We start from the raw sequence: 14,110 nt of genomic DNA on the forward strand, positions 1-14,110 counted from the left end.
CCCTTTCCCGGATAATGCTATAATTGAGAAGATTGAGAAAGAAAGGATGTTTAAAATCATGTCATCCAAAAGTGAATTACTTGAACGCATGAACCCACGGCAAAAAGAAGCCGTTATGCATACGGAAGGACCGTTGCTGCTGATGGCAGGTGCAGGAAGCGGGAAGACCCGTGTCCTAACCCACCGAATCGCCTATTTAATAGAAGAAAAAAATGTAAATCCATGGAATATTTTAGCCATCACATTTACGAATAAAGCGGCACGTGAAATGAAGGAACGGGTCAGTCAACTATTAGGATCAGGTGGAGAAGACGTTTGGGTTTCAACCTTCCACTCGATGTGTGTCAGAATCTTGCGCAGGGATGTTGATCGTATCGGCTATTCGAAGAATTTTACCATCATTGACTCTTCTGAGCAAAATACACTGATGAAACGGGTATTAAAAGAATTGAATATCGATCCCAAAAAATATGATCCTCGTTCTATTTTGGGAACGATCTCTCATGCCAAGAACGAGCTGTTGACACCTGAAGCTTACCAAGCCATGGAAGGTAGTCTATTTGAGCAGATCGTAGGTCGTTGCTATGAAAAATATCAAAAAGAGCTGCGAAACAATCAATGCATGGACTTCGATGATTTAATCATGAATACGATCCGCCTCTTCCAAGACAATGAAGATGCGCTGCAATTTTATCAACGGAAATTCCACTATATCCATGTCGACGAATACCAAGATACCAACCACGCCCAATACACGCTGGTCAATTTATTGGCCGCTCGTTTTCGAAATCTTTGTGTTGTTGGGGATGCGGACCAAAGTATTTACGGTTGGCGTGGTGCCAACATGCAAAATATTTTAGACTTTGAAAAGGACTATCCAGATGCCGCAACGATTTTGTTAGAGCAAAACTATCGTTCAACGCAAACGATTTTAAATGCGGCAAACCAAGTAATCAAAAATAACCGCAACCGTCCAGATAAAAATCTGTGGACAGAAAATCATGATGGGGAAAAGATCACTTATTATCGCGGGGATAGTGAACGAGATGAAGCGCGATTTATCGTCAGTGAAATGCAAAAACAAATTGCAGAAAAGAACCGTAAATTCGGTGATTTTGCGATATTGTATCGGACCAATGCCCAGTCACGGATCATTGAAGAAATGCTTTTAAAAGCCAACGTTCCTTATACGATGGTCGGCGGCAGAAAATTCTATGACCGCAAAGAAATCCGTGATATTTTGGCCTATTTATCGGCGATCGCCAATCCGCGAGATTCCATCAGCTTAGAGCGTATCATCAATGTACCAAAACGTGGGATCGGTGCGACATCCGTCGAGAAACTACGAGCGTTTGCGAATCTTCATGAATGGTCATTGTTAGAAGCAGCCATGAACGTCGAGTTAGCGAATATTTCTGGAAAGGCTGGCAAAGAATTAGGGAGCTTTGGGATGATGATGGATGGCTTCGCCCAGATGGTTCCTTACCTATCAGTAACCGAACTGACGAAAGAAATATTAGAAAAAACGGGTTATCGTCAAGAGTTAGTCAACCAGAATAATTTAGAAGCACAAGCTAGACTTGAAAACTTGGAAGAATTTTTATCGGTTACCCAAGAATTCGACAAACGATTTGAGGCGCAAAACGAAGACGATGCAGATGCGCCAGATGAGAAGTTGAGTGTTTTCTTAAATGACTTAGCTTTATTGTCAGACGTCGATAGTTATGAAGAAGAAAGTAGTCAAGTGACTTTGATGACCTTGCATGCTGCAAAAGGCCTAGAGTTTCCAGTGGTATTTTTGATTGGGTTGGAAGAAAATATCTTCCCGCTTTCTCGTGCCTTAATGGAAGAAAGCGAGCTCGAAGAAGAACGGCGCCTTGCTTACGTGGGAATCACTCGTGCCGAGGAAGAGCTCTTTATGACCAACGCTTTTTCCAGAACATTATACGGTCGGACCCAATACAATCGTCCGTCTCGGTTTATCGAAGAGATCGAACAAGATCTGCTGCAATCATTAGGCGAGCGTTCACAGCCGAAAGCTGCTGCACCGTTTCAACCAAAAGTGTTCAAACCGAGCTATACACAACCGCGTCAAACGACCGTCGCTTCTAAACAACAGACTTCTGCAGCTGGTAATACTTGGCAAGTAGGCGAGAAAGTTCAACATAAAAAATGGGGAATCGGTACCGTCGTTCGGACGACTGGCAGCGCGCAAGATGTTGAATTAGATGTGGCGTTCCCACAACAAGGCGTCAAACGATTGTTGGCGGCCTTTGCGCCGATTGAAAAAGTTGAAAAATAAGGAGGATATTAGGATGGATGTCCCTTCAAAAGAAATCCAATCACGAGCAGAAGAGCTGCGCACACAATTAAATCAGTATGCTTACGAATACTATGTAAAAGATCAGCCTTCCGTGGAAGATTATCTCTATGATCAGCTATATGCAGAACTGGTTGAAATTGAAACCAATTATCCGCAGCTAGTAACCGAAGACTCACCCACCCAACGAGTAGGCGGTATCATTTTACCTGGCTTTGAAAAGGTCACGCATGATATTCCGCTGTATAGCCTGAACGATGTCTTTGACAAAGAAGGAATCGTGGCTTTTGATGCCCGTGTTCAAAAAGCACTGGGGAAAGCGGTAGATTATGTCTGCGAGTTAAAGATCGATGGATTGTCAATTTCCTTGAAATATGAAGAAGGGCGCTTTGTTCGGGGAGCAACTCGAGGAGATGGTACGGTAGGTGAAAACATTACAGAAAACCTAAAGACCGTCAAATCGATTCCACTGAAATTAAAAGAACCGATCTCGTTGGAAGTTCGTGGCGAATGCTATATGCCAAAGGCTTCGTTTTTGAAATTGAATCAACAGCGAGAAGAAGAAGGGGCGGAAGTTTTTGCCAATCCTAGAAACGCAGCGGCTGGAAGCTTGCGACAATTAGACACACGGATCGCAGCCCAAAGAAACTTAAGCACCTTCTTGTACACACTAGCTGACTTTGGACCAATTGAAGCCAATGATCAATTTTCAGCATTGAATGAACTGGATCAATTAGGCTTTCGTACAAATCACGAACGCAGAGTGTGTCACACCATCGATGAGGTTTGGGCATATATCGAAGAGTTTCATGACAAGCGCAGTGAGCTTCCCTATGAGATTGACGGCGTAGTCATCAAAGTCAATAATTTCAAAGATCAAGATGCGCTAGGCTTTACCGTAAAAGCACCCCGATGGGCGGCAGCATATAAGTTTCCACCGGAAGAAGCGGAAACAGTGATCGAAACGATCGAATGGACCGTGGGACGGACGGGTGTTGTGACACCGACCGCTGTTATGACCCCTGTTCGTGTTGCTGGAACGACGGTCAGCCGTGCCAGTCTCCATAATGTAGATTTCATTAAAATGAAAGACATCCGCATTGGCGATTCGGTCATCATCTATAAGGCGGGGGACATTATTCCAGAGGTTGCGAAAGTCTTGGAAGAAAAACGAACAGAAGCAAGTCAACCCTTTGAATCGCCTACACATTGTCCCGAATGTGGGAGTGAGCTGATCCATTTAGATGAAGAAGTTGCCTTGCGTTGTATCAATCCAAAGTGTCCAGCACAGATCAAAGAAGGACTCAGCCATTTCGTTTCACGGAATGCTATGAACATTGACGGTTTAGGGCCCCGTGTTTTAGAGCAAATGTTCGATAAATCCTTAGTTAAAGATGTGGCCGACTTGTACTTTTTAACAGAAGAACAATTGTTGACCCTTGATAAAATCAAAGAGAAATCAGCCAATAACCTGTTGCGGGCGATTCATCAAAGTAAAGGAAATTCGGTTGAACGTTTGATTTTTGGGCTAGGCATCCGTCATGTCGGTGCGAAAGCGGCTCGGATTTTAGCAGAACATTTCGGTGATCTGCGGGCGCTCAGCAAAGCCAAGGAAGAAGAAATCATTTCGCTAGAAGCTATCGGCGCAACGATTGCTGAAAGTGTCGTCACGTATTTTGACAATCAAGAAGTTCACGACCTGTTAGATGAACTTGAAAGAGCGGGTGTCAACTTTGCTTATTTGGGGCTTAGAAATGAACAGTTGGAAGACGTCGAATCACCATTTAAAGAGAAAACCGTCGTTTTAACAGGAAAATTAAGTCACTTCACTCGTGAAGAAGCCAAGGAACGAATTGAAAATCTCGGTGGGAAGGTAACAGGGAGTGTATCGAAAAAGACCGATATCGTTGTTGCTGGGGAAGAGGCAGGCAGCAAACTGACCAAAGCACAATCCCTAGGTGTCACCGTTTGGGATGAAGCTCAAATGGTGGCTGCGATCGAAGGCAGTCATTCGGCAGATCAATAACCTTTAAGCATTGTCACAGACGAGAAGCAGTTGTTTTTTCTTGTCTAATTGAAATCATTTCTTCCCTGCACTACGAGGAAAGAAATGATTTCTGCTTTTATTTACAATTATATTTGATAATTTTCAAATTCTATTTCATGATTTGTTAAAAAAATGATACAATACATTGGAAAAACGTAAACGTAGATTACGGATACGAGAAAGAGGAGGATTTTATGGCGATCAGCGAAGAACAAGTCAAACACGTTGCCAAACTAGCAAAACTTTCATTCTCAGACGATGAATTACATGAGTTTACCTCTCAGCTAGGGAAAATTATTGATATGGTTGAAACACTTGAAGAAGTGGACACCACAGGAGTACCATTCACATCGAATGTCGCAGAAACGATTAACGTGATGCGTGAAGATGTAACGACCGGCGGCTGGGACCGTGATGAATTAATGAAAAATGTTCCAGAATCCGAAGAAGGCTTTATCAAAGTGCCTGCAATCATTGATAATGGGGAGGCGGGTGCCTAATGACTGAATTATATAAAAAAAGCTTAGAAGAATTACACAGCTTATTAGTGTCAAAGGAAATTACTGCAACAGACTTAACGAGCGAAACCTTTGCTCGCATTAAAGAAACAGAGCCGAAAGTCGATGCGTTTCTAGCGTTGAATGAAGAAAAAGCGCAGGAATTGGCACAAGCCATCGATCAAAAAGGCATCACTGAAAGCAATGTGTTGGCGGGAATTCCAATCGGAATCAAAGACAACATCGTTACCAAAGATTTGCGGACAACAGCTGCTTCAAAAATCTTAGGTAATTTTGATCCAATTTACGATGCGACCGTTATGGACAAAGTTTACCAAGCAGACATGATTCCAGTTGGTAAGTTAAATATGGATGAATTTGCCATGGGCGCAAGTACCGAAACGTCGTTCTTTAAGAAAACGAAAAACGCTTGGGACGAAACAAAAGTACCTGGTGGTTCATCAGGTGGCTCGGCAGCTGCCGTTGCAGCTGGACAAGTTCCCCTATCATTAGGTAGCGATACGGGTGGTTCGATTCGTCAACCAGCAGCTTTCAATGGGATCGTCGGGATGAAGCCAACCTACGGACGGGTTTCTCGTTTTGGTCTGATCGCGTTTGCATCATCTTTAGATCAAATTGGTCCGATGACGCGTGGTGTGAAAGACAATGCCTTTGCATTAAATGCCATCAGTGGGTTTGATGCGAAAGATAGTACGTCAGCAGGCGCTGCTGTTCCTGATTTTACAGCAGGTTTGACGGGTGATATCAAAGGTATGAAAGTCGCTTTGCCAAAAGAATACTTAGGTGAAGGGATCCAAGCAGGCGTTCGAGAAGCAATCTTAAAAGCAGCGGACACTTTCCGTGCGTTAGGAGCGACTGTGGAAGAAGTCAGCTTGCCACACTCAAAATACGGGGTAGCCGTTTACTATATCATCGCTTCTTCTGAAGCAAGTTCTAATTTGCAACGTTTTGACGGTATTCGTTATGGTTTCCGTTCAGAAAATGTCAGCAATCTAGAAGATGTCTATGTCAATTCTCGCAGTGAAGGATTCGGGGAAGAAGTAAAACGCCGGATCATGTTAGGTACGTTTTCACTAAGTGCTGGCTACTACGATGCCTACTTCAAAAAAGCCGGTCAAGTACGGACGTTGATCAAAAAAGATTTCGATAAGGTCTTCAGCCAATACGACTTGATCATTGGCCCAGCTTCCCCAACGGTAGCATTTGGTATTGGAGAAAACATCAATGATCCGATCACCATGTACTTGAATGATATTTTAACCATTCCTGTGAACTTAGCAGGACTGCCAGGGATGTCGATCCCAGCAGGTTTTTCTGAAGGACTGCCAGTCGGCTTGCAGATCATTGGGAAACATTTTGATGAAGCAACCATGTATAAAGCGGCTTATGCCTTTGAACAAGCAACTGATTTCCACACGAAAAAACCAGTGATTTTAGGAGGGGATAAGGCATGAACTTCGAAACAGTCATTGGGCTTGAAGTCCACGTAGAATTAAAAACAGAATCAAAGATTTTTTCTCCAGCACCTGCTCACTTTGGCGCTGAACCAAATAGCAACACGAATGTGATCGACTGGGGCTATCCAGGTGTTTTACCAGTAATGAACAAAGCGGCTATCGAATTTGGGATGAAAGCTGCGCTTGCGCTGAATTGTGAAATCTCAAAAGAAACGCATTTCGACCGCAAAAACTATTTCTATCCCGACAATCCAAAAGCGTATCAAATTTCGCAATTCGATCAACCGATCGGTCATGATGGGTGGATCGAGATCGAAGTGGAAGGCAAAAAGAAAAAGATTCGCATCGAGCGAGTTCATTTGGAAGAAGATGCTGGGAAAAACATGCACGGCAAAGGCGGTTATTCTTATGTTGATCTAAATCGTCAAGGAACCCCTTTGATCGAGATCGTTTCCGAAGCGGATATGCGTTCACCAGAAGAAGCATATGCGTATCTAGAAGCGTTGCGTTCAATCATCTTGTTTACAGAAGTATCCGATGTGAAGATGGAAGAAGGTTCCATGCGTTGTGATGCGAATATTTCGTTGCGACCTTACGGCCAAGAACAATTCGGAACAAAAACAGAACTGAAAAACTTAAACTCTATGTCCTTCGTGAAAAAAGGGTTGGCATTTGAAGAAAAACGCCAAGCCAAAGTATTGCTTTCTGGAGGCGAGATCCAACAAGAAACTCGACGTTTTGATGAAGCAACCAGCAAAACCTTATTGATGCGTGTCAAAGAAGGTTCTTCTGATTATCGTTACTTCCCAGAACCAGATATCCCACGGTTTGTGATCGATGATGAATGGATCGAACGTGTACGTCAAAGCTTGCCAGAAATGCCGCAAAAACGTCGTGCCCGTTACATCTCTGAATTGGGCTTACCAGAATATGATGCAATGGTCTTGACTTTATCAAAAGAAATGTCCGATTTCTTTGAAAAAACCATCGATGCTGGTGCTGATCCTAAACAAGCTTCTAACTGGTTGATGGGTGAAGTTTCAGCGTATCTGAACAGCGAGAAATTGGAACTGCCAGAAACGAAACTAACCCCAGACAATTTAGCGGGAATGATTCGTTTGATCGCCGATGGCACGATCAGTTCGAAGATTGCGAAAAAAGTCTTCAAAGAGTTGATCACAAACGGCGGCGACGCTGAAGAAGTCGTAAAAGCCAAAGGATTGATCCAATTATCAGATCCTGCGCAATTACTACCAATGATCAATGAAGTATTAGATAATAACCAACAATCCGTCGATGACTTCAAAAACGGAAAAGACCGCGCAGTCGGTTTCTTAGTTGGTCAAATCATGAAAGCAACCAAAGGACAAGCGAATCCAGGCGTTGTGAACAAGCTGTTGCAAGAAGAACTAGCAAAGCGATAAGAGGCAAGCGATGAAAAGAGCAAGAGTAATCTACAACCCGACATCTGGGAAAGAATTGATTCGAAAAAACTTAGCAGATATTTTAGATGTTTTGGAAACTGGCGGTTATGAGGCGAGTGCATTTGCCACGACCGCTGCGCCATTTTCCGCTCGTGATGAAGCAAGAAGAGCCGGCGAAGCTGGTTTTGATTTGGTGGTAGCTGCCGGTGGGGATGGCACGATCAATGAAGTCGTCAATGGGATCGCTCCTTTAGAAAAGCGACCAAAAATGGCGATCATTCCTGGAGGCACGACCAATGACTACGCACGAGCGCTAAAGATTCCCCGTACGGATATCAAAGCAGCTGCGGAAGTGATTTTGAAGCAGCAGACAGTGAAAATGGATGTCGGAAAAACACCCAACACGTATTTTATCAACATTGCTGCTGGTGGGCACTTAACGGAATTGACCTACGATGTTCCCTCTGAACTGAAAAGTGTTTTTGGCTACTTAGCTTATCTAGCAAAAGGAGCGGAATTACTCCCTCGTGTCAAACCAATCAAAATGCATCTAAAGTATGAAGACGGAGAATACATTGGCGGAGCGTCGATGTTCTTTTTAGGGCTGACGAATTCAGTTGGGGGCTTTGAACAGATTGCGCCTGATGCAAAGCTTGACGATGGGAAATTTTCGTTGATCATTGTCAAAACGGCCAATATTTTTGAGATCGTCCACTTAGTTGCTTTAATGATGAATGGTGGAAAACACATCAACGATCGTCGCCTGATTTATACGAAAACATCTTTTCTTGAAGTAGACGCACCAGAACAGGTCAATCGTTTAATGATCAACCTTGATGGCGAATACGGCGGAGATGCTCCTATGCGCTTTGAAAACCTACACAATCATATTGAGTTTTTTGCAAATGTCGATCAAATCCCTGACGATGCGGTCGTTGGTGAGCAAAATTATCAAGAGATGAGCGAAGGTTTTATTAAAGAAGTCGAACGTCTTTCCGATGAGGACATCAATGGGGATGGCAAGATCGGCGATGAAACAAAGTAAACGATTTTTCTTTTCATGCGAGTTGAAAGAACAGGGACTTTTGGACCTGTTCTTTTTTTAAAACGTAATTGTGGAAAAGCAGGCACCGATTTTTTTTCGAATACTTGATAGAATAGCTTTTCTTAAATTTTAGTAAAGGACGTTTTTTATAAAGTGTTTCACGATCTGCCTTTGTTTCACGAAATCGGGCGCGGATCATATAAATAAAACGAATAAAATTTCCAAAACACGAATGATAATCATCAAAAAGCGAACTTTTCGAATATATGCTCATTAAAGTTCGTTATTTCCGTATTTCTATCCAATCTATGGATGCAAAAGCGAATAAGAATATGCTATAATGGTGAAACGAAGAAATGGGGGGACCGGAATGGAGCAAATCGATTCTACAAAAGCGCTTGATCTGCTGAGAGATGACGCAGAACGAATCAAAAAGCTGATCCGAAACCAAGAAAATAGTTTATGTATCGCACAATGCAAAGCATTTGAAGAAGTGGTTGATACCCAGATGTATGGTCTATCACGACAAGTGGCATTTGCGATCCGCTTGGGGATCGTTGATAATCAAACAGGGCAGCAATTGATGGCGGATCTTGAAAAAGATTTGAACCAATTGTATAGCGAGGTCTACGAGGACCAGCGGACACCTGACATCGGCAAGGAGGCATAAACTTGCCAGAGAAAGTAAAGAAAAGACATTTATTAGATTATAGTATTTTATTACCATATATTGTTATGTGTGTCACGGGCTTGATGATGGTTTATAGTTCCACATCTTATGTTGCGATGACCGCCACACAACCGACGACAGCTGCTTCTTACGTCATCAATCAAGCGATTTTCTGGTTGTTGAGTCTAGTAGCGATCACTGTCATGTATAAAATGAAAACGGATGTTTTTCGGAATAAAAAATTTGTCCAGATCGCTATGATCGTCATCTTGTTTTTATTGATCGCAGCCTTCTTTTTCCCAAGAAGAAACGGGGCCCATGGTTGGTTAACGATTGCGGGCTTTTCTATTCAACCAGCAGAGTATTTAAAATTTATTGTGATTTGGTTTTTATCGGTGACGCTATCTTATCGTCAAAAAGGCATCCAACAAGAGTTTTGGAAAACGGTTTGGCGTCCAATCGGAATCGTTTTCGTTTACACAGGGATCATGGCCTTTTATCCCGACTTAGGGAATGCTGTAATCGTTATGTTGCTGGCTTTTGTCGTGTTATTATCTAGTGGCCTGAATTACCTGTATACCTTGATATTAGGGGTGGCAGGAATTGTAGGTAGTACATTGATCGTCTTCTTAGTAAATCTAACTGGTGGTAAGCTTTTACCCGACTATGTCTATAGTCGCTTTTCATCCTTTTTGAACCCGTTTGCTGATGAATACAATACAGGTCATCAAATGGTTAATGGGTATTACGCAATGTTCAACGGTGGGCTGTTCGGGCGCGGGCTTGGAAATAGTATCCAAAAACGTGGTTTCTTAAACGAAGCGCACACCGATTATATATTTTCGATCGTTATGGAAGAATTAGGGCTGATTCCATCGATCATCATTTTAGGTGTTTTATTCTATATGGTGGGACGAATCTTTCTTGTCGGTATTCGTTCAAGAGATCCCTTTAATTCCATGATGTGTATAGGTATAGGGACATTATTTATGTCTCAGATTTTTATCAATTTAGGTGGAATCACTGGTTTGATCCCATTGACGGGAATCACTTTCCCATTTCTAAGTCAAGGTGGATCAAGCTTGCTGATGCTATCGATTTGTATCGGTTTTGTGTTAAATATCAGTGCCGAAGAAAAGAGGAAACAGGTTTATTTGAATTATTGATCAATTGAATGGAGTGGATTAGATGAAGAAAATTCTTGTTGCCAATCGTGGAGAAATCGCGATCCGTGTCTTCCGCGCATGTGCGGAACTTGGGATCAAAACTGTCGGAATTTATGCTGCGGAGGATGAATACTCCGTCCATCGCTTTAAAGCAGACGAAGCGTATTTAGTGGGGAAAGGCAAACGTCCAATCGATGCGTATTTAGACATTGAAGATATCATTCGCACGGCGAAAAAGGCCGGTGCCGAAGGAATCCATCCTGGATACGGCTTTTTATCAGAAAATCTGGGATTTGCTCAACGCTGTGAAGAAGAAGGTTTGATTTTCATCGGACCATCCACCCATCATTTAGATATTTTTGGCGACAAGATCAAAGCAAAAGCAGCAGCGATCGAGGCCGGGATTCAATCAATTCCTGGCTCTGACGGTCCAGTTGCATCGATCGATGACGTTTTAGCTTTTGCAAACGAACATGATTATCCAATCATGATCAAAGCAGCCCTTGGGGGCGGTGGGCGAGGCATGCGTGTCGCTCATGATGAAAAAGAAGCAAGAGACGGCTACGAACGTGCCAAAAGTGAAGCCAAAGCGGCATTTGGTAGCGATGAAGTCTACGTTGAAAAATACATTAGTAATCCAAAACATATTGAAGTCCAAATTTTAGGAGATACGCACGGAAACGTCGTTCACTTATTTGAACGTGATTGCTCGGTTCAGCGCCGCCACCAAAAAGTAGTCGAGGTGGCACCTTGTGTGTCAATGACTGATGAACAACGGGAAAAAATATGCCAAGCAGCCGTTCAACTAATGAAGCATGTCGGCTATATCAATGCTGGAACCGTGGAATTTTTAGTAGAGGGCGACAAATTCTACTTTATCGAAGTAAACCCACGGGTCCAAGTGGAACATACGATCACTGAAATGATCACCAATTTAGACATCGTGACGACACAAATTTTGATTGCACAAGGCAAAGACTTGCATAAAGAAATCGGAATTCCTGAACAAAAAGACATTCGCTTTGAGGGTGTTGCGATCCAATGTCGCGTGACGACAGAAGATCCAGCGAATAATTTTATGCCAGATACTGGTAAGATCGATACCTACCGCTCTCCGGGTGGGTTTGGGGTTCGTTTAGATGTCGGAAATGCTTATGCCGGTGCAGTGGTAACCCCTTATTTCGACTCGCTACTTGTAAAAGTCTGTACGCATGCTGCTTCGTTCGACCAAGCAATTCAAAAAATGATGCGCTGTCTGAAAGAATTCCGAGTACGTGGTGTGAAAACAAACATTCTCTTTATGCGTAATGTTGTTTCTCATCCAGCCTTTCGTTCAGGGGAAGCCAAAACTACCTTTATCGACAATACGCCAGAACTATTCAATTTCCCTCGGATTCGTGACCGTGGAAACAAAACCATGAAGTATATCGGTGAAATCACGATCAATGGATTCCCGGGAATCGAAAAACAAAAGAAACCTTTCTACAATGAACCACGGATGCCACAACACATCCAAGCAACGCCTGATTTTGTCAGCGCCAAAAATATTTTAGATACGAAAGGTGCCGAGGGTGTCATTGAATGGATCGGTCAACAAAAGAATGTCTTACTGACGGATACAACCTTCCGAGATGCCCATCAAAGTTTGTTGGCAACTCGTGTAAGAACCCATGACTTTAAGAAAATTGCCGCGATGACGGAAGCTGGCCTACCACAATTGTTCTCAAGTGAAATGTGGGGTGGGGCAACCTTTGACGTTGCGTACCGTTTCTTAACAGAAGATCCATGGGAAAGATTGCGGATGTTCAGGAAAAAAATGCCGAATACACTCTTACAAATGTTGTTTAGAGGCTCCAACGCTGTCGGGTATTCCAATTATCCAGACAATGTTTTGGAAGAATTCATCAAAGAATCTGCGGCACAAGGAATCGATGTATTCCGAATCTTTGATAGTTTGAACTGGGTCCCACAAATGGAGAAAAGTATCCAAGCTGTTCGTGATACGGGGAAAATTGCAGAAGCGACGATTTGTTATACAGGGGATATCAATGATCCATCCCGCCAAAAATATTCGGTACAATATTACAAAGATATGGCAAAAGAATTGCAAAATCTTGGTGCCCATATTATTGCGATCAAGGATATGGCTGGATTATTAAAACCGCAAGCGGCTTATCGTTTGATCAGTGAGTTAAAAGATACGATCGATGTACCGATCCATCTGCACACGCATGATACCAGCGGGAATGGGATTATCACTTACTCAGCAGCTACCAAAGCTGGCGTTGATATCGTGGATGTCGCTATGTCAGCTATCAGTGGCGCAACGAGTCAGCCAAGTATGAGTAGTTTGTATTATGCTCTTTTAAACGGCGAGCGTTGCCCAGAGATCAATGTGGATAATATCCAACAATTGAATCACTATTGGGAAGATGTCCGCATGTACTATCATTCCTTTGAAAATGGCTTGAACGCCCCTCAAACGGAAGTGTACAAGCATGAGATGCCAGGAGGACAATATACCAATCTCCAGCAACAAGCCAAAGCCGTTGGTTTAGGCGAAAAATGGGATGAAATCAAAGAAATGTATCATGAAGTCAATATGATGTTTGGAGACATCGTGAAAGTGACACCTTCTTCGAAAGTCGTGGGCGATATGGCGCTCTTCATGGTACAAAATGGCTTGTCAGAAAAAGATATTTTTGAAAAAGGCGATACATTGAGTTTCCCAGAATCAGTGATCACCTTCTTCCAAGGCGAGTTAGGTCAGCCAGTCGGTGGTTTCCCGAAAGAATTGCAACGCATTATCTTAAAAGGACGCCCAGCCTTTACGGAACGTCCAGGAGCCTTTGCCAAACCAGTTGATTTTGCCGTAGTGAAACAAGAACTAGCCGAAAAAATCGGCTATGAACCAAAACACGAAGAAGTCTTGAGCTACTTGATGTATCCGCAAGTCTTCCTTGATTATCGAAAAGCGTATGAGCAGTTTGCCGATGTAAAAGTCCTTGATACACCAACCTTCTTTAATGGTATGCGCTTAGGCGAAACGATCAATGTCGAATTAGAAAAAGGCAAAATCTTGATCATTCGTCTCGATGAAATCGGTGAACCAGATATCGAAGGCAATCGGACCCTCTTCTTTAACTTAAACGGTCAACGACGAGAAATCGTTGTGAAAGATAGTTCGATCATCAGTTCTGTTCAAACAAAACGCAAAGCAGAGCCAACGAACAAAGAACAAATCGGTGCCTCCATGAGTGGTTCAGTTTTAGAAGTATTAGTCAAAAAAGGTGATCGAGTGGCACGTGGACAGACGTTGATGGTCACTGAAGCGATGAAGATGGAAACTTCCGTCGAAGCTCGCTTCTCTGGTGTAGTTGAGCATGTTTACGTAACCGATGGGGAACCAATCCAGTCAGGAGACCTTCTGATTGAAGTCAAAGAAAAATAAGGAGTCGATCAG

The 14,110-nt window shown here is 42.9% G+C and carries 9 protein-coding genes; all 9 read left to right on the forward strand.

Annotated elements, in window-relative coordinates:
• Window positions 1-58: 58 nt before the first annotated feature.
• Entirely contained in the window at window positions 59-2,302 is a 2,244-nt protein-coding gene (gene pcrA, locus IGJ25_RS08605; protein WP_005225975.1) for a DNA helicase PcrA, read from the forward strand.
• 13 nt (window positions 2,303-2,315) lie between these two features.
• Window positions 2,316-4,346, forward strand: a complete 2,031-nt coding sequence (gene ligA, locus IGJ25_RS08610) for an NAD-dependent DNA ligase LigA (RefSeq protein ID WP_081117063.1) — start codon at window positions 2,316-2,318, stop codon at window positions 4,344-4,346.
• A gap of 215 nt (window positions 4,347-4,561) precedes the next feature.
• Window positions 4,562-4,867, forward strand: coding sequence for an Asp-tRNA(Asn)/Glu-tRNA(Gln) amidotransferase subunit GatC (gene gatC, locus IGJ25_RS08615; protein WP_005225977.1), 306 nt, complete (start codon window positions 4,562-4,564; stop codon window positions 4,865-4,867).
• On the forward strand, window positions 4,867-6,339 hold the full coding sequence (gatA, locus tag IGJ25_RS08620) for an Asp-tRNA(Asn)/Glu-tRNA(Gln) amidotransferase subunit GatA (RefSeq protein WP_081117062.1): 1,473 nt from the start codon (window positions 4,867-4,869) through the stop codon (window positions 6,337-6,339). Before gatC ends, gatA begins: the two co-directional genes overlap by 1 nt.
• On the forward strand, window positions 6,336-7,766 hold the full coding sequence (gatB, locus tag IGJ25_RS08625; RefSeq protein WP_005225979.1) for an Asp-tRNA(Asn)/Glu-tRNA(Gln) amidotransferase subunit GatB: 1,431 nt from the start codon (window positions 6,336-6,338) through the stop codon (window positions 7,764-7,766). Before gatA ends, gatB begins: the two co-directional genes overlap by 4 nt.
• 10 nt (window positions 7,767-7,776) lie before the next feature.
• A complete protein-coding gene (locus tag IGJ25_RS08630) occupies window positions 7,777-8,811 on the forward strand; it encodes a diacylglycerol kinase (protein WP_010748185.1) in 1,035 nt (344 codons plus the stop codon).
• Between the two features lie 370 nt (window positions 8,812-9,181).
• Window positions 9,182-9,481 (forward strand): YlaN family protein, encoded by a 300-nt coding sequence (locus IGJ25_RS08635; RefSeq protein WP_010748186.1) that lies wholly within the window; start codon window positions 9,182-9,184, stop codon window positions 9,479-9,481.
• Window positions 9,482-9,483: 2 nt separating this feature from the next.
• Window positions 9,484-10,647, forward strand: a complete 1,164-nt coding sequence (locus IGJ25_RS08640; RefSeq protein WP_086338268.1) for an FtsW/RodA/SpoVE family cell cycle protein — start codon at window positions 9,484-9,486, stop codon at window positions 10,645-10,647.
• A gap of 22 nt (window positions 10,648-10,669) precedes the next feature.
• On the forward strand, window positions 10,670-14,098 hold the full coding sequence (locus IGJ25_RS08645) for a pyruvate carboxylase (RefSeq protein ID WP_225000793.1): 3,429 nt from the start codon (window positions 10,670-10,672) through the stop codon (window positions 14,096-14,098).
• The last annotated feature ends 12 nt before the right edge of the window (window positions 14,099-14,110 follow it).

Origin of the sequence: Enterococcus sp. DIV0240d (genome assembly GCF_051711245.1) — a bacterium.
In the GTDB taxonomy this organism is placed as follows: domain Bacteria; phylum Bacillota; class Bacilli; order Lactobacillales; family Enterococcaceae; genus Enterococcus_D; species Enterococcus_D casseliflavus.